Source organism: Pantoea ananatis LMG 2665, assembly GCF_000710035.2.
Classification (GTDB): domain Bacteria; phylum Pseudomonadota; class Gammaproteobacteria; order Enterobacterales; family Enterobacteriaceae; genus Pantoea; species Pantoea ananatis.
On the sequence record NZ_JMJJ01000004.1, the window covers coordinates 510,077 to 527,581 of the forward strand.

General features: G+C 54.6%; 11 protein-coding genes. 6 read left to right on the forward strand and 5 right to left on the reverse strand.

Features of this window, described 5'->3' with window-relative positions; translation table 11 throughout:
• Positions 1-11: 11 nt before the first annotated feature.
• The 3 genes from cydC to trxB form a co-directional block, all read right to left on the reverse strand.
• A complete protein-coding gene (gene cydC, locus EL29_RS04240; protein ID WP_028714982.1) occupies positions 12-1,742 on the reverse strand; it encodes a heme ABC transporter ATP-binding protein/permease CydC in 1,731 nt (576 codons plus the stop codon).
• On the reverse strand, positions 1,742-3,511 hold the full coding sequence (gene cydD, locus EL29_RS04245; RefSeq protein ID WP_028714983.1) for a heme ABC transporter permease/ATP-binding protein CydD: 1,770 nt from the start codon (positions 3,509-3,511) through the stop codon (positions 1,742-1,744). Before cydD ends, cydC begins: the two co-directional genes overlap by 1 nt.
• A 136-nt stretch (positions 3,512-3,647) precedes the next feature.
• The gene (gene trxB / locus EL29_RS04250; RefSeq protein ID WP_014606200.1) at positions 3,648-4,613 is read right to left on the reverse strand and encodes a thioredoxin-disulfide reductase; all 966 of its coding nucleotides are present in this window, start codon (positions 4,611-4,613) and stop codon (positions 3,648-3,650) included.
• 525 nt (positions 4,614-5,138) lie between these two features.
• Here trxB and lrp point away from each other — a divergent pair.
• The 6 genes from lrp to EL29_RS04280 all read left to right on the forward strand — a co-directional run bounded on the left by lrp (position 5,139) and on the right by EL29_RS04280 (position 14,203).
• Entirely contained in the window at positions 5,139-5,633 is a 495-nt protein-coding gene (lrp, locus tag EL29_RS04255; protein WP_006118610.1) for a leucine-responsive transcriptional regulator Lrp, read from the forward strand.
• A 118-nt stretch (positions 5,634-5,751) separates the two neighbouring features.
• Positions 5,752-9,198, forward strand: a complete 3,447-nt coding sequence (locus EL29_RS04260) for a DNA translocase FtsK 4TM domain-containing protein (protein WP_028714984.1) — start codon at positions 5,752-5,754, stop codon at positions 9,196-9,198.
• 182 nt (positions 9,199-9,380) lie between these two features.
• The gene (gene lolA, locus EL29_RS04265) at positions 9,381-9,992 is read left to right on the forward strand and encodes an outer membrane lipoprotein periplasmic chaperone LolA (RefSeq protein ID WP_014593314.1); all 612 of its coding nucleotides are present in this window, start codon (positions 9,381-9,383) and stop codon (positions 9,990-9,992) included.
• A gap of 7 nt (positions 9,993-9,999) precedes the next feature.
• Positions 10,000-11,343, forward strand: a complete 1,344-nt coding sequence (locus EL29_RS04270; protein ID WP_026021039.1) for a replication-associated recombination protein A — start codon at positions 10,000-10,002, stop codon at positions 11,341-11,343.
• Positions 11,344-11,433: 90 nt separating this feature from the next.
• Positions 11,434-12,726: a serine--tRNA ligase gene (gene serS / locus EL29_RS04275; RefSeq protein ID WP_024470925.1), complete on the forward strand. Its 1,293-nt coding sequence runs from the start codon at positions 11,434-11,436 to the stop codon at positions 12,724-12,726.
• A 322-nt stretch (positions 12,727-13,048) separates the two neighbouring features.
• Complete coding sequence (locus tag EL29_RS04280; RefSeq protein WP_013025232.1) at positions 13,049-14,203, forward strand: MFS transporter; 1,155 nt, start codon at positions 13,049-13,051, stop codon at positions 14,201-14,203.
• Between the two features lie 101 nt (positions 14,204-14,304).
• Here the strand turns inward: EL29_RS04280 and pflA are convergent, their stop codons facing one another.
• Both pflA and pflB read right to left on the reverse strand, forming a co-directional pair.
• Complete coding sequence (pflA, locus tag EL29_RS04285; RefSeq protein WP_014606197.1) at positions 14,305-15,045, reverse strand: pyruvate formate lyase 1-activating protein; 741 nt, start codon at positions 15,043-15,045, stop codon at positions 14,305-14,307.
• Positions 15,046-15,212: 167 nt separating this feature from the next.
• Positions 15,213-17,495 carry a formate C-acetyltransferase gene (pflB, locus tag EL29_RS04290; RefSeq protein ID WP_028714985.1) on the reverse strand — a complete coding sequence of 761 codons (2,283 nt, stop codon included), beginning with the start codon at positions 17,493-17,495 and terminating at the stop codon, positions 15,213-15,215.
• Between the last annotated feature and the right edge of the window lie 10 nt (positions 17,496-17,505).

A 17,505-nucleotide genomic window follows, 5' to 3' on the forward strand; every position in this document is an offset into this window, starting at 1 on the left:
CTTTTACAAAACTATAACGCAAAGCGTTGCTGGAAACGCCAGTAACGTCCACCTTTTGCGACTAATTCGGAATGATTTCCCTGCTCAATGATCTTCCCGCCGTCCATAACGCAAATTTTATCCATCTGCGCCAGTCCGGTCAGACGATGGGTAACCATAATCACGGTCTTGCCCGCTGTCAGCTGCTGCAACAGGGACAGAATATGCTGCTCGGTCGCGGCATCCAGCCCTTCTGTCGGCTCATCCAGCAACCACAGGTCGCCGTTGTGCAGCAGCGCACGGGCAATCGCCAGGCGTCGCAGTTCGCCACCCGACAGCGGCCGGCCGCCTTCGCCCAGCCAGGCATTTAATCCTTCTTCATTATCCAGCAGACTCTGCAGGCCGGTCTGCATTAACGCCACGGTAAGGGTTTCATCACTGGCATCGGGGCAGGCCAGCAATAAATTATCACGCAGGGTCTGGCTGAAAAGATGAACGCGCTGGGTGACAACGCTGATGCGCTGACGGAGTTGCGCTTCATCCCACTCGGCAAGCGGGACGTTGTTCAGCGCTATCTCGCCATGCTCAACATCCCAGGCGCGCGTCAGGAGGCCAAGTAGGGTGGATTTTCCGCAGCCGGTAGGCCCGAGTAGCGCGACATGTTCACCTGCCTTAATGTGCAGGGAAAACTGGTTTAACACGTTTTCCGGCCTACCGGGATAGCTGAATTCAAGCGCCTGCACGCTCATGCTGAGCGCGCCGGGCGGGACAGCGGCTGCGGAGGGGAAAACGATCGCCGGCGTTTGCTCGATGATCTCATTGACGCGCTGGGCGGCGGTGATCACCTGAGACAGGGGCAGAAAGGCACCCGCGACCGGGGCCAGCGCTTCAAAAGCGGCCAGGGCACAAAATACCACCAGCGCAATAAAGGGACCGGGAAGATGCTGCTGCGCAATGCTGTCGGCGCTGAGCCAGAGCAAGGCGGTCACCGTGATACCGCTGCACATCAGCAACAGACTCTGCGCCAGTGCCTCTAAACGTGCCTGCTGGCGCTGCGCGTCCTGCCACTGTTGTTCGCTGCTGTCCAGCCGCGCGCGCCAGGCGGAGGCGTTACCGTACAACGTCAGTTCAGCCTGGCCCGCCAGCCAGTGCATTAACTGCACGCGCCAGTGCGAACGCTGCCGGGTTATCGCCACGCCCGCCGGGGCGCCCAGGTGGTAAAACAGGGGAGGAAAAAGACAGAGCAGGGCAAGCAGGGTACCGCCCAGCAGGAGTGCCAGCTGCGGATCAATCAGGCTTAAACCGGCTGTCACCACCACAATAACGATAAATGCGCCCAGCAGCGGCGATATTACCCGCAGGTAGAGATGATCCAGCGTATCCACATCCCCAACAAAACGGTTTAACAGATCCGCCTGGCGAAAGGCCGCAAGCTGACCCGGTGCCAGTGAAATCAATCGGCTGAAGGTGAAAACGCGCAAATGCTGCAGCACCCGGAACGTGGCATCGTGCGTGACCAGCCGTTCGAAGTAACGTGCCGCGGTACGTATAATGGCCGCGCCACGCACGCCGGCGGCCGGGAGCATATAGTTAAAACTGTACAGGCCCGCGATGCCAACAACGGACGATGCCGCCAGAAACCAGCCAGACAGGGTGAGTAGGCCAATACTGGCCAGCAACGTGACTATCGCCAGTATAATCCCCAGCACCAGCCGAAAGGGATGACGCAGCCACAGCCGCAGAAAAGGACGCAGAGCAGACATCAGATGCACTCCTGTTGACGATGTTGCAGCAGTGCACGGAAAGGGCCGGGCTGGGCCGTCAGTGCCTGCCAACTGCCTTGCTGTACCAGTTTTCCCGCCTCCATGAGCCAGATTTCATCCCAGTCGCGCAGCGAATCGATCTGATGCGTAATCATCAGGGTGGTTTGCTGTCGCGCGGCCTGATGAAGTGCCTGCATGACATGATGTTCACTCAGCGCATCCAGGCTGGCTGCAGGCTCATCAAGGAGCAATAGCTGAGCCGGTTTGTACAGCGCCCGCGCAACCGCAATGCGCTGTGCCTGACCAACGGACAGCGCGCTGCTGGCATCGCCCGGTGCGGTATTCAACCCTTCAGGCAGTCGTGAGAGAAACTCGTGGATGCCACAAGCCGCGATTAAGGCATCCAGACGTGCGGCGTCGAGGGGCGCGCCCATCAGGATATTTTCACGTAAGGTTTCTGCCGGTAACTGGGGATTTTGTCCGACCCAGGCAAGATGCCGATGCCAGTCGCGTTGAACCAAATCGCGTAACTCAATCCCATTGGCTTTAAGCGAGCCCTGATAAGGTAAAAATCCCAGCAGCGCATTCAACAGCGCGGTTTTGCCTGCGCCGCTTTTACCGACCAGCGCGATGCGTCCGCCCGAGCGCAGAGTGAAATGTAAAGGACCACACAGGATTTTACCGCCGGGCGCGCAGACCATCAGGTTGTCAGCAACCAGCCCCAGCGGTGCGGCGGCGGCAAACGGGATAGTGCCGTTGCGCGCTTCTGACTGTGGCGTCGCCTGCATAAAGCGCTCAATGGCATCGGCGCCGCCGATGGCCTGCGCTTTAGCATGGTAGAAGGTGCCGAGATCGCGCAAAGGCTGAAAGAATTCCGGGGCCAGAATCAACACCAGAAAACCAGCAAACAGCGTAACGCCCTTGCCATAATCGCCAAAGTGCAACTCACCCAGGTAGGAAAAACCAAAATAAACCGCGACCACAGCAATAGCTAATGACGCAAAAAACTCCAGAACGGAGGAGGAGAGAAAAGCCAGCCGTAAGACGTCCATGGTGCGTTGACGAAAGTCCGTGGTGGTGGCGGCAATGGCCTGTTTTTCTGCTTCGGCCCGATGAAACAGCCTCAGCGTCTCCCGGCCGCGCAGGCGATCAAGAAAGTCACCACTCAGGCGCGCAAGGGCCAGAAAATTGCGCCGATTGGCATCGGCCGCGCCCATGCCCACCAGCGCCATAAACAGCGGAATCAACGGTGCCGTAGCCAGCAGAATCAATCCGGCGGCCCAGTTTAACGGAAACAGCGCAATCAAAATGGCGCAGGGGATGACGGTCGCCAGCGTCATCTGCGGCAGGTAGCGCGCATAGTACGCCTGCATATCTTCTGTCTGTTCCAGCAGCAAGGTTGCCCAACTGCCGGCCGGTTTGCCCTGAATCCAGGCGGGGCCCAGCGCGGATAAACGGTCCAGAATCTGTTTGCGCAGCGCCTGGCGAATAGCCTGTCCGGCACGGAATCCTGCCTGCTCGCGCGCATAGTTCAGCATCGCCCGCAGCACGAAGCACAGCAGCAGTAACATAAACTGTGAAAGAAGCGACGGGGGCGATTGATGCGCCACAATCAACGCCTGAAGCAACGACGCCAGCAGCCAGGCCTGCAGGATAATCAGCAACGCACTGGCGGAACCCGACAGTGAGGCGAGCCGTAACCAGGGACCGGCATGATGCCGCTGTTGACGAAGCCAACGGGTAAGGTGCTGCTGCCGCGATTTGTTCATGCGAAACCCACAGTGGCGAAGACAAAGGAAAAGAGGCGAGCCCCTCCCGCCTGGCGCATGAATTTAGCATGGTGATAATAAAAAAGGCGACTGAAAAACAGTCGCCTCAAACAATTAAGATCAGGTTATTAACAACTTACTTATCGTTCTTAACCAGACCATCAAGATAACGTTCTGCATCCAGAGCAGCCATGCAGCCGGTGCCCGCAGAGGTAATGGCCTGGCGATAGATATGGTCCATCACATCACCTGCAGCAAACACACCCGGAATGCTGGTCTGGGTTGCATTGCCGTGCAGGCCAGACTGAACCTTGATATAGCCATTTTCCAGCGCTAACTGGCCGTCGAAAATCGCTGTGTTTGGGCTGTGGCCAATCGCCACAAACAGGCCAGCGACTTCCAGCGACTCGGTTTTGTCGTCCAGCGTTGAACGCAGCGTCAGTCCGGTCACGCCCATCTGATCGCCAACCACTTCTTCCAGCGTACGGTGGGTATGCAGCACAATGTTGCCGTTGCTGACTTTTTCCATCAGGCGATCGATCAAAATTTTCTCGGCGCGGAAGCTGTCGCGACGGTGAATTAAATGCACTTCAGCGGCGATATTGGCCAGATAAAGTGCTTCTTCTACCGCCGTATTACCGCCCCCGATCACGGCGACTTTCTGATTACGGTAAAAGAAACCATCACAGGTAGCGCAGGCCGAAACGCCTTTGCCTTTAAACGCGTCTTCTGACGGCAGGCCGAGGTAGCGTGCCGATGCACCTGTGGCAATAATCAGGGCATCTGCGGTGTATTCGCCGCTGTCACCGGTTAAACGGAACGGACGATTCTGCAGATCCACGGAATGGATGTGGTCAAAAATGATCTCAGTGTTAAATTTCTCGGCATGCTCATGCATGCGTTCCATTAACGATGGACCTGTCAGATCGTGCGGGTCGCCCGGCCAGTTTTCCACTTCCGTCGTGGTCGTCAGCTGTCCGCCTTTTTCCAGACCGGTAATCAACACCGGATTCAGATTCGCGCGTGCAGCATAAACGGCTGCGGTATAACCTGCTGGACCAGAGCCCAGAATGAGCAACTTACTGTGTTTAGCCGTACTCATGCGTTCCTCAGTTTCATTCGCCTGACATAGCCTGCGATTGTAGGGAATAAGCCGTGTCATTGACAACACTTGCGCGCGTTTGTTAACGATTACTGCAAACGGCGTAGACGATGATTGCACTTTTTGCCTGCGGTTTGCGCCAAAAGGGGGCAAAAATTCACGTTGTTGCACCTTATCGCCCGAAAATACTCATTTAAAAACAGGGACCCAGCGATGTGTCTGGCATCTTGTCCTGAATTTAGACATTTTACTTTGACAATCGCCTGCGCATTTGCGAAAACAGTGTGAGAAGCGAATGACATCTTCGGAACAAAACGGGTTTTGCCGCCGGGTTTTGGGCAATGTGCCGAACGAATTTTGTCGTCTGATATGAGTCATGACGCATGATGTGGACAGACAACATGCGTCATACACATAGGTGCGACCGCACTGAGACGCCGTTATTTCACTTCAAAAAATGCCCCGAACAATGAGCGTTTTCAGGGGATGGCAGGTAAAGGGAAGGAATTAAGAGAGACAATAATAATGGTAGATAATAAGAAACGCCCCGGTAAAGACCTCGACAGGATCGACAGAAATATTCTGAATGAATTGCAGAAAGACGGTCGTATCTCAAACGTGGAACTTTCCAAACGTGTAGGATTATCGCCTACACCTTGTCTTGAGCGTGTACGTCGTCTTGAACGCCAGGGATTCATCCTTGGTTACACTGCGCAACTTAACCCTCACTACCTGGACGCCTCATTACTGGTATTCGTTGAGATTACTCTGAATCGTGGCGCACCAGATGTGTTTGAGCAATTTAACGCCGCTGTGCAAAAACTTGAGGAAACTCAAGAGTGTCACCTGGTTTCTGGTGATTTCGACTACCTGCTGAAAACACGCGTGCCCGATATGTCCGCCTACCGCAAGCTGCTGGGGGAAACCCTGCTGCGCCTGCCGGGTGTAAACGACACGCGTACTTACGTGGTGATGGAAGAGGTCAAACAGAGTAACCGTCTGGTGATCAAAACGCGCTGATGCGTGGCAGGTGCAAAGCCTGTGAAATTTCGGTACACTCCTGTGAATACATACAGGACCAGCGTCGGGTGAGCCCGACGCTGTTGTTTCTTACTTTACAGGCACCTGGAGAGTTCTCTTGAGCCAGGAATACACAGAAGATAAAGACGTTTCGTTACAGTCGCTGAGCAGTGGACGCCGTCTGCTGGAAGCGTTGCTCATTCTGGTGGCGTTGTTTGCCGTCTACCTGATGGTTTCCCTGGTCAGTTTTAATCCTTCCGACCCGAGCTGGTCGCAGACGGCCTGGCACGAGCCTATCCATAATATCGGCGGTACGGTAGGGGCATGGCTGGCTGACACGCTGTTGTTCATCTTTGGCGTGATGGCTTACGCCATTCCACCGGTGATCCTTGGATTGTGCTGGATAGCCTTTCGCCAGCGCGATAATCAGGACTACTTCGACTATTTCGCCGTAGGTTTGCGCTTAATTGGCGTGCTGGCCCTGGTCGTGACGACCTGCGGCATGGCTGCACTGAATGCTGACGACATCTGGTACTTTGCTTCAGGCGGCGTGATCGGCAGCCTCGTCAGCAATGCGATTTCACCCTGGTTTAGTCCTGCTGGTGGCACCCTCACTCTGCTTTGCATCTGGGCAGCGGGCATTACGCTGTATACCGGTTGGTCGTGGTTGACCATTGCAGAACGAATCGGTGGCGTGGTCATGGGCGTGCTGACATTTGCCAGCAACCGTTCACGTCACGACGAACCCTGGCAGGAAGAGGACGAGGCCGAACATCATGAAGATGATGCGCCTGTTCTTCACGCGCAGCCCCATGACGACGATGACGTTCTGCTTTCTGCGCCCCGTAAGGCGCAGCCCGATCTGGACGAGCACGATCCGCTGCTGGCTAAGGCGGCAACAGCGACCCGCGCTGCCGTCGCGGCAACCACCGACGCTGCTGAAATGCCGGTGGCACCCGTCCAGCAACCTGCAGCCAGCGTGGCGTCAACCTTTACCACGGCTACCGTGCCGCCGTCAGCCCCATCTGCAGCCCAGCCTGCGGTTGCACCCGTGCATTCTGTCGCCGCGCCCGCCCAGGAAGCGGCTGTACCTCATCCTGCTCCAGAGCGTCATTTTGCACCGCGTGAACCTGTTCAGCAGGATAAACCGGTCAGTGAACCGCCTCTGTACCGGTTTGAAATGCCGGATGAAACACCCGCATCCTCAGCACCCTTTACGGCCTATGAGGATGATGCGCCGAAGATGGGCAACTGGCGCGAGGCAGCCTCTGCCGCAACCCTGAGCAGTGCGGTAACGGCAGGCGCGGCAGGAAAAGCCGCGGCCTCGATGTCGCCGCTGTTTGAACCTGTGCCTGAAAATCAGGCGAATCCACAAGTGAAGCAGGGGATAGGTCCGGCGTTACCGCGGCCAAACCCGGTTAAATTACCGACCCGACGCGAACTGGCTTCTTACGGAATTAAACTTCCTTCCCAGCGCATGGCAGAAGAGAAAGCCAGACTGTCTGAAGCCCCGGCGGCTCCACAGGCTGCCGATCAGCCGCATAATCCAGACTGGTCAGCGGAGGAGCAGGATGCTCTGCAACAGGCTGAGTTACGTCAGGCGTTTCAGTCTGAGCAGCAACAGCGTTATGGCGAGAGCTGGCAACAGGATGAACAGAGTGAAGACGATGAACTGGCTCTAGAGCAGGCATCCCTGGCCCGTCAGTTCGCCGAGCAGCAGCAACAGCGTTATGAGACCGAACCTGCCAACAATGCGCCGGTATTCAACCTGGACACGTCTGCGGCCTTTGATTTCTCACCGATGAAAGATCTGGTTGACGACGGCCCGGTTGAGCCGCTGTTCACCATTGCGGCAACGCCGGAAACGGATGAGGTCGCGGCCAAACATGAGCCGTGGCAGCAAGTACAGGCTGCGCCGACGCATGCGGACGCGCAGAGAAGCATGCCGACGCAGAACGTTGCGTCGGATATCTTCGCGGCACCTGTCGAGCAGCCCGAACCTGTGGAAGAGGCGAAGCCGTCGTTGCATGACAGCCTGATTCATCCTTTCCTGATGCGTCATGAACAGCCGCTGGAAAAACCCTCTACGCCGTTGCCTTCTCTGGATCTGTTAACCGCACCGCCTGCAGAAGAAGAGCCGGTTGACATGTTTGCCCTTGAGCAGACGGCGCGCCTGGTTGAATCACGCCTGGGCGATTATCGTGTTAAGGCTGAGGTCGTCGGCATCTCTCCCGGCCCGGTCATTACCCGCTTTGAACTGGATCTGGCGCCGGGCGTGAAAGCGGCGCGTATTTCTAACCTGTCGCGCGATCTGGCCCGTTCACTGTCCACCACGGCGGTGCGCGTTGTTGAAGTGATTCCGGGTAAGCCCTATGTCGGACTGGAATTACCAAATAAGCACCGTCAGACCGTTTACTTACGTGAAGTGCTGGATTGTCCAAAATTCCGTGACAATCCTTCACCTCTGGCCGTGGTACTGGGTAAAGACATTGCCGGTCAGCCGGTAGTGGCCGATTTGGCGAAGATGCCACACTTACTGGTTGCCGGTACCACCGGTTCGGGTAAGTCAGTCGGCGTAAACGCCATGATTCTCAGCATGTTGTATAAAGCCACGCCGGAAGAAGTGCGCTTTATTATGATCGACCCGAAAATGCTTGAGCTGTCGGTCTATGAAGGCATTCCGCATCTACTCACCGAAGTCGTCACCGATATGAAAGATGCGGCGAATGCGCTGCGCTGGAGCGTCGGTGAGATGGAGCGCCGCTATAAACTGATGTCGGCACTTGGCGTGCGTAATCTTGCGGGCTACAACGAGAAAGTTGAGCAGGCTGAGGCGATGGGCCGTCCAATCCCCGATCCGTTCTGGAAACCGGGCGACAGTATGGACATGACGCCGCCGGTGCTGGAAAAACTGCCTTACATTGTGGTGATGGTGGATGAGTTCGCCGACCTGATGATGGCCGTGGGTAAAAAAGTGGAAGAGCTGATTGCCCGCCTGGCGCAGAAAGCGCGTGCGGCCGGTATCCACCTGGTGCTGGCCACCCAGCGTCCCTCGGTGGATGTGATTACCGGCCTGATCAAGGCCAACATCCCGACCCGTATCGCCTTTACCGTATCAAGTAAAATTGACTCGCGTACTATTCTCGACCAGGGCGGCGCGGAGTCGTTGCTGGGCATGGGTGACATGCTCTATATGCCGCCAAACTCCTCCATGCCGGTTCGTGTTCACGGTGCCTTTGTACGCGATCAGGAAGTGCATGCGGTGGTCCAGGACTGGAAAGCGCGTGGACGTCCGCAATACATTGAAAGCATTACAGCGGGCGAAGAGAGCGAAGGTGCGGGCGGCATCGACAGCGATGAAGAACTGGATCCGTTGTTCGATCAGGCGGTGGGTTTCGTGGTGGACAAGCGCCGCGCCTCGATTTCAGGCGTTCAGCGTCAGTTCCGTATTGGCTATAACCGCGCCGCGCGCATCATTGAGCAGATGGAAGCCCAGGGCATCGTTTCGGCACCGGGACATAACGGTAACCGCGAAGTGCTGTCACCGCCTCCCCACGATATGTAGAGCCTGAACGATAAGCTTTGAAACATAAATCAATGAGCCAGTTCTTGCTGGCTCATTGTTTTTTAGCCGTTTACCCCCATAGTTGATTAGGCTTTCGGTTTTTTCTCCTGTATTAAACGCAGGACAGCGACCAGGCTTAGTAGCGTTATCAACGGGAAACGATTTAATAAGGATTTAAGCAGATGAAATTACGCGTAATTGCCTTAGGCCTGTTGGCCGCTTTGGGTTCAGCCAGCGCTTTCGCTGATGCATCAAGTGACCTGCAACAGCGTTTGAATAAAGTAAACAGCTTCCACGCCAGCTTTACGCAAAAGGTGACCGATGGCAGCGGTGCTAACGTGCAGGATGGAGAAGGTGAACTGTGGGTCAAGCGCCCAAGCCTGTTTAACTGGCACATGACCGCGCCTGACGAGAGCGTCATTGTCTCTGACGGAAAATCGTTATGGTTCTACAACCCGTTTGTAGAGCAGGCTACGGTAAGTCTGTTAAAGAATGCTACCAGCAATACGCCGTTTATGTTAATTGCCCGCAATCAGTCCAGCGACTGGCAGCAATACAACGTTAAGCAGCAGGGCGATAAATTTGAACTGACGCCGAAGAAAAGCGACGGCAACCTCAAGCAGTTCACTATCGACGTAACGCCAGATGGCACGATTAATCAGTTCAGCGCCGTAGAGCAGGATGGACAGCGCAGTAACTACCAGCTGAAGAGCCAGAAAAACGGCCCTATCAGTCCGGATAAATTCACTTTCACCCCGCCGAAAGGCGTCACGGTGGATGATCAACGTCAGTGAGGTGGCAGTGGGCAACCTGTCTCTGGATTTCTCCAGCGAAGATTTTAAACCTCTGGCCGCGCGTATGCGGCCAGAAACCCTGAAGCACTATATTGGTCAGCAGCACCTGCTGGCTGCGGGGAAACCGCTGCCGCGCGCCATTGAGGCTGGCCATTTGCATTCCATGATTCTCTGGGGGCCGCCGGGAACAGGCAAAACCACGCTGGCCGAGATTATCGCGCACTACGGTAACGCGGACGTTGAACGCATCTCTGCCGTCACCTCCGGCGTCAAAGAAATTCGTGAAGCGATAGAGCGTGCGCGCTTGAGCAAGCAGGCCGGCCGGCGCACCATCCTTTTCGTGGATGAGGTGCACCGTTTCAATAAAAGTCAGCAGGATGCCTTCTTGCCCCATATTGAAGACGGCACCATTACCTTCATTGGCGCCACCACTGAAAATCCCAGTTTCGAGCTTAATTCCGCACTGCTGTCACGCGCCCGCGTTTATCTACTGAAATCCCTGACCACAGAAGACATTGAGCAGGTGCTTGACCAGGCCATGCAAGATGCCGATCGCGGCTATGGCAACAGCGATATCCTGTTACCGAATAATACGCGCCGCATGATCGCTGAGCTGGTGAGCGGCGATGCGCGCCGTGCGCTTAACACGCTGGAAATGATGGCCGATATGGCCGAAACCAACGCGCAAGGCAAAAGAGAACTGACGCCACAACTGCTGACTGAAGTTGCCGGGGAGCGATCTGCACGGTTTGATAACAAGGGTGACCGCTTTTACGACCTTATTTCTGCGTTACATAAGTCTGTTCGCGGTTCAGCACCCGATGCTGCCCTCTACTGGTACGCCCGTATTATTACCGCAGGTGGCGATCCGCTGTATGTCGCGCGTCGTCTGTTGGCCATTGCCTCTGAAGACGTGGGCAATGCCGATCCGCGCGGCATGCAGGTGGCGATATCGGCGTGGGACTGTTTCACCCGCGTGGGTCCGGCAGAAGGGGAGCGGGCGATTGCTCAGGCCATCGTGTATCTCGCCTGTGCGCCAAAAAGTAATGCCGTTTATACCGCCTTTAAAGCGGCGATGCGCGATGCGCGCGACCACCCTGATTTTGATGTTCCCGATCATCTGCGCAATGCCCCCACTAAGCTGATGAAAGAAATGGGCCTGGGTGAAAGCTATCGCTATGCCCATGATGAAGCCAACGCCTATGCGGCTGGTGAGGTCTATTTCCCTCCGGAAATGGCACAAACACGTTACTATCATCCCACCCAACGCGGTCTTGAAGGCAAAATTGGCGAAAAGCTGGCCTGGCTTACTGAACTCGATCAAAATAGCCAGACAAAACGCTACCGCTAAAACAGACGTTGCGGTAATGTGGTCAATGTTTTCAACGCATTCCAGCTGGAATGCGTCCCTTCTTTCAACTCATAAATACACAGGATAAGCATGCTCGATCCCAATCTGCTGCGTAATGAGCCAGACGCAGTCGCAGAAAAACTGGCACGCCGAGGATTCAAACTGGATGTGGAAATGCTGCGTTCGCTCGAAGAGCGTCGCAAAGTCTTGCAGGTAGAAACTGAAAATCTGCAGGCCGAGCGTAACTCCCGATCCAAATCCATCGGTCAGGCCAAAGCACGTGGGGAAGACATCGAGCCACTGCGTCAGGAAGTGAACAGCCTGGGCGAACGCCTGGATGCTGCCAAAGCAGAACTGGATGAACTGCAAAATCAGATTCGTGACTTCAGCCTGGCGCTGCCGAATCTGCCTGCAGATGTTGTACCGCTGGGTAAAGACGATACCGAGAACCTGGAAATCAGCCGCTGGGGTGAGCCGCGTCAGTTTGATTTTCAGGTGAAAGATCATGTTGAGCTGGGCGAAGCCGCGAAAGGCCTGGATTTTGCTGCGGCGGTCAAACTCACCGGTTCACGCTTTGTCGTGATGCAGGGCCAGATTGCCCGCCTGCACCGGGCGCTCAGCCAGTTTATGATTGACTTGCATACCGAGCAGCATGGCTATCTGGAAACCTATGTGCCTTATCTGGTCAACCATGCGACCCTGTACGGAACAGGACAGTTGCCAAAGTTTGGTGAAGATCTGTTTCACACCCGGCCGCTGGAAGAAGAGTCAGAAAGCAGCCACTATGCGTTGATTCCTACTGCCGAAGTGCCGCTGACCAATCTGGTACGCGATGAAATCGTCGAGGAAGAAAACCTGCCGCTTAAGCTGACGGCTCACACGCCATGCTTCCGCTCTGAAGCGGGTTCCTATGGCCGTGACACGCGCGGGCTTATTCGTATGCACCAGTTCGATAAAGTCGAGATGGTACAGATAGTGGCGCCTGAAACCTCAATGGATGCCCTGGAAGAGCTGGTCGGCCACGCCGAAAAAGTCTTACAGCTGCTGAATCTGCCTTATCGTAAAGTGCTGTTGTGCTCCGGCGATATGGGCTTTGGTGCGACCAAAACCTACGATTTAGAAGTGTGGTTACCGGCGCAGAATACGTACCGTGAAATCTCCTCTTGTTCAAACATGGGTGATTTTCAGGCTCGCCGTATGCAGGCAAGGACCCGCAGTAAGCAGGATAAAAAGCCGCGTCTGGTCCATACATTAAATGGTTCCGGTCTGGCCGTGGGCCGCACCTTGGTAGCGGTGCTGGAAAACTACCAGCAGCAGGATGGCCGCATCGCCGTGCCTGAAGTGTTACGTCCTTATATGAAGGGCCTGGAATTTATTGGTTAATCGCCCGTTATTCTCTGAAAAACCCAGCGGCTGCTGGGTTTTTTTTGGTCCGAAAGACGGATCGATGCCAAAGGACGGTATCAGAATTTATCACAAATAAACGTTATCGATATATCCCGATGCCGAAAGCGTAAAAATCTACATTATCAGTAAGATAGCTTTATTTTCCCTGACGTAAAATATGCCGCTAACTTACTGAAGATAAATAAATTAAATTGTCGGGCAGCAAAATGTGCTGCGGTGCGTTTGGCCCCGTTGACTTTAAATAACGCAGTGGCAAACTGCGCGCAATTTCCTTCATTTCTTTTGGTTTTAATTCCCTATGTCGACCTGGTCACGTCCTGTGATACTGCTGCTTTGCGGCCTGCTGTTAATGACAGTTTCAATTGCTGTGCTGAATACGTTAGTGCCTCTCTGGCTGACGCATGATGCTCTGGCTACCTGGCAGGTGGGCGTGGTGAGTTCGTCGTATTACACCGGCAATCTGCTTGGCACGTTGCTGGCGGGCTGGCTGATTAAACAGTATGGATTTAACCGTAGTTATTATCTGGCAACCGGCCTGTTTGCGGTGGCAACCCTGTGTATGATGGTGCTGGCAGGCTTCTGGTCATGGACGCTGTTGCGTTTTAGCGCGGGTGTCGGCTGCGCCTTAGTCTGGGTCGTGGTTGAAAGCGCTTTATTGTGCAGCGGCACGGTGCGTAACCGTGGGCAGCTCCTGGCTGCCTATATGATTGTCTATTATCTGGGAACGGTTGCCGGGCAGCTACTGGTGAGCAAACTTTCCACAGAGCTGTTAAGTGTGATCCCTTGGGTAACCGCGACGGTGATTTGTGCCATTTTACCGCTGATCTTCACACAGGTTGCTGCCAGCCGTGATCCGGCTGAAGCCTTGCCGGGTGGCCGTATCTTACCCATGCTACGCCGCCGCAGTTCGCGCCTGGGCATCAACGGCTGCATCATCTCCGGGATTGTTTTAGGTTCGTTATATGGCTTGATGCCGCTCTATCTTTCCCATCAGGGCATGAGCGATGCAAACGTAGGTTACTGGATGGCGTTACTCGTTAGTTCAGGTATTGTCGGGCAGTGGCCGATTGGGCGCCTTGCCGATCGCTTTGGCCGCATGATGGTGCTACGTGTGCAGGTATTTGTGGTAATCCTGGGCGCGATTGCGATGCTAACCAATGCCGCGATGGCACCTGCCTTGTTTGTTCTGGGGCTGGCGGGTTTTACGCTTTACCCTGTGGCGATGTCGTGGGCCTGCGAAACCGTGGCGCATCACGAACTGGTGGCCATGAATCAGGCGCTGTTACTGAGCTATACGCTGGGCAGTCTGGCGGGGCCGAGCATGACAGCAATGCTGATGCAGAGTTACTCAGACCGTTTACTGTTCGTTATGATTGCGGCAGTGGCGCTGGTTTACCTGGTGATGCTGTTGCGTAAAGCCGATCATCATGCCACGCCCGTGGCGCATGCCTGAATGCCTTCTGCAGAGGGCAGCACTGTGCCTCGTTGTTGCATGGTGGTCAGTGCGCCTTCCTGAAAGGTTCCTGTGGGGCGGTAGAGATCTCCGCCCCGTTTTCAATACATGACTTCATGTCCGTAGCGGAGAAGAATGTTTTTTACCCGTTCCATCGTCTCTTTGGTGGGCGGTTTCACGCCATCAAGCTTGTACTCTTCGCCCATCGCGATCCACTTATGTTTACCCAGTTCGTGATAAGGCAGAAGCTCGATCTTTTCAACGTTCGCCATATCCTGGGTAAACGCTCCCAGGCGATGAACGGTATCGTCGTCATCTGAGTAGCCAGGCACGACGACAAAACGGATCCATGTCCGTTTGCCTTTTTTCTGTAGGTAGCGAGCGAAATCAAGCGTGCGATGGTTAGATACGCCAACCAGAATCTGGTGAACCTCGTCATTCATCTGTTTAAGGTCCAGCATCACTAAATCTGTTGCGTCCAGTAGCTCATCAATGACCGGATCGTAGCGGCGAACAAAACCATTGGTATCCAGACAGGTATGTATGCCTTCTGCCTTGCAGGCACGAAACCAGTCACGCACAAACTCAGCCTGAAGAATAGCTTCGCCACCCGATGCGGTGACACCACCGCCAGAGGCATTCATAAAGTGACGGTAGGACAGAACGTCCGCCATCAGCGCCTCAACGGTGATTTCTTTACCGGCGTGCGTGTCCCAGGTATCGCGGTTGTGGCAGTAAAGGCAACGCATCAGGCAACCCTGGAAAAAGGTAATAAACCGGATGCCGGGACCGTCTACGGTTCCGCATGATTCGAATGAGTGGATGCGACCTATGGCTGACATTGCGATGTTTCTCCAGGTAAGCCTGCGGAGCAGGTGGCACACTCTCTGGTGTGCTCTGAACAGGAAATCAATTTTGGTGGTTATCCGTATCTCAGACAACGACCAAAGCAGACTTTGAATATGAGGCTCCATGAAGGAGCCTCAGAAAGGGCTGATGGCGACAGCGCTTACAGCGATTGTGTAAAGGTACGGGTGATCACGTCCTGCTGCTGCTCTTTTGTCAGCGAATTAAAGCGAACGGCGTAGCCGGAGACGCGAATGGTTAACTGAGGATATTTTTCAGGATTATCCATCGCGTCCATTAACATCTCCCGGTTCATTACGTTCACATTAAGATGCTGACCGCCTTCAATACTGGTCTCATGATGGAAGTAACCGTCCATCAAGCCTGCCAGATTGGTTTTACGCACGTTGTCATCTTTGCCTAACGCATTAGGCACGATAGAGAAAGTGTAGGAGATACCGTCTTTTGCGTAAGCAAAGGGCAGTTTCGCCACCGAGGTCAGCGAGGCTACGGCACCTTTCTGATCGCGACCGTGCATCGGGTTAGCGCCCGGACCAAAAGGCGCGCCTGCACGGCGACCGTCTGGCGTATTACCGGTTTTCTTGCCGTAAACCACGTTAGAGGTAATGGTCAGCACAGACTGGGTCGGTACAGCGTTGCGGTAGGTTTCGAGTTGCTGAATCTTTTTCATAAAGCGTTCAACAAGGTCGCAGGCCAGATCGTCAACGCGAGGATCGTTATTCCCGAACTGCGGATACTCTCCTTCGATGTCGAAATCGATGGCCAGGCCATCTTCATCACGCACCGGTTTCACCTTCGCGTATTTGATGGCAGACAGCGAGTCGGCCGCGACAGAGAGTCCGGCGATACCGCATGCCATGGTGCGGTAAACGTCACGATCGTGCAGTGCCATCAGCGCGGCTTCATAGCTGTATTTATCGTGCATGAAGTGGATGATGTTCAGTGCAGTGACGTACTGTTTCGCCAGCCAGTCCATAAAGTGATCCAGACGCGCCATTACCACGTCAAAATCAAGCACCTCATCGGTAATCTTGGCTTCTTTTGGTCCGACCTGCATTTTCAGTTTTTCGTCCACGCCGCCATTGATTGCGTAGAGCAGGGTTTTCGCCAGGTTGGCGCGGGCACCGAAGAACTGCATTTGCTTACCGACGATCATCGGGCTGACGCAGCAGGCAATTGCATAGTCATCGTTGTCGAAATCGGGACGCATCAGGTCGTCGTTTTCATACTGCAATGATGACGTATCAATAGACACTTTCGCCGCATACTTTTTAAAGTTAACCGGCAGCTTCTCAGACCACAGAATGGTCATATTAGGCTCAGGTGAAGGGCCCATGGTGTACAGTGTATTGAGGAAACGGAAGGTGGTTTTACTCACCAGCGTACGCCCATCAACGCCCATACCGGCCAGCGATTCCGTTGCCCAGATGGGGTCGCCAGAGAACAGTTCATCGTACTCAGGCGTGCGCAGGAAGCGGACCATGCGCAGTTTCATCACCAGGTGGTCAATCAGTTCCTGCGCCTGCGCTTCGTTCAGCTTACCGGCGTTGAGATCGCGCTCAATGAACACGTCCAGGAAGGTTGAAACACGGCCAAAGGACATGGCTGCACCGTTCTGTGATTTTACTGCGGCAAGATAGCCGTAATAGGTCCACTGAACGGCTTCGACTGCATTGGTCGCCGGACCTGAGATATCGTGACCATATTTGGCTGCCATCTCTTTGATTTGTCCAAGCGCCCGATGCTGGTCAGCAATTTCTTCGCGTAGACGAATAGTGGCTTCCAGGTTGACGCCATTTTCCAGATCGCTTTGCAGAGACGCAAACTGAGCAAACTTATCGGCCATCAGGTAGTCAATGCCGTATAAGGCGATACGACGGTAGTCACCAATGATGCGTCCACGACCATAGGCATCAGGCAGGCCGGTTAATATACCTGATTTACGGCAGCGTAAAATGTCAGGGGTATAAACATCAAACACGCCCTGATTGTGCGTTTTACGATAGTCGGTGAAGATTTTTTTCAGTGAAGCATTGAGTTCGCGCCCGTAAACTTTACATGAACCCTCGACCATCTTAATGCCGCCAAAAGGAATAATGGCGCGTTTCAGCGGCGCTTCCGTTTGCAGGCCAACAACTTTTTCCAGTGATTTATTGATATAGCCGGCATCGTGCGAGGTGATGGTAGAAGCAAGATCGGTATCAAAATCGACGGGTGCGTGGGTACGGTTTTCAACTTTAATGCCTTCCAGCACGCTTTCCCACAGTTTAGTGGTGGCTTCGGTGGCGCCAGCGAGGAAAGATTCATCGCCTTCATACGGCGTATAGTTTTTCTGGATGAAGTCGCGTACGTTGACGCTGTTCTGCCATTCGCCTTCAGTAAAACCCTGCCAGGCTGAGGCCAGTTTTGCGTTAAGTTCGGTCATATTATACCTG

Excerpts from the sequence above, each read along its gene's own strand:
- cydC (WP_028714982.1), bottom strand. The coding sequence starts at position 1,742 with ATGTCTGCTCTGCGTCCTTTTCTGCGGCTGTGGCTGCGTCATCCCTTT.
- pflA (WP_014606197.1), bottom strand. The coding sequence starts at position 15,045 with ATGTCAGCCATAGGTCGCATCCACTCATTCGAATCATGCGGAACCGTA.
- trxB (WP_014606200.1), bottom strand. The coding sequence starts at position 4,613 with ATGAGTACGGCTAAACACAGTAAGTTGCTCATTCTGGGCTCTGGTCCA.
- pflB (WP_028714985.1), bottom strand. The coding sequence starts at position 17,495 with ATGACCGAACTTAACGCAAAACTGGCCTCAGCCTGGCAGGGTTTTACT.
- EL29_RS04280 (WP_013025232.1), top strand. The coding sequence starts at position 13,049 with ATGTCGACCTGGTCACGTCCTGTGATACTGCTGCTTTGCGGCCTGCTG.
- serS (WP_024470925.1), top strand. The coding sequence starts at position 11,434 with ATGCTCGATCCCAATCTGCTGCGTAATGAGCCAGACGCAGTCGCAGAA.
- lolA (WP_014593314.1), top strand. The coding sequence starts at position 9,381 with ATGAAATTACGCGTAATTGCCTTAGGCCTGTTGGCCGCTTTGGGTTCA.
- cydD (WP_028714983.1), bottom strand. The coding sequence starts at position 3,511 with ATGAACAAATCGCGGCAGCAGCACCTTACCCGTTGGCTTCGTCAACAG.
- lrp (WP_006118610.1), top strand. The coding sequence starts at position 5,139 with ATGGTAGATAATAAGAAACGCCCCGGTAAAGACCTCGACAGGATCGAC.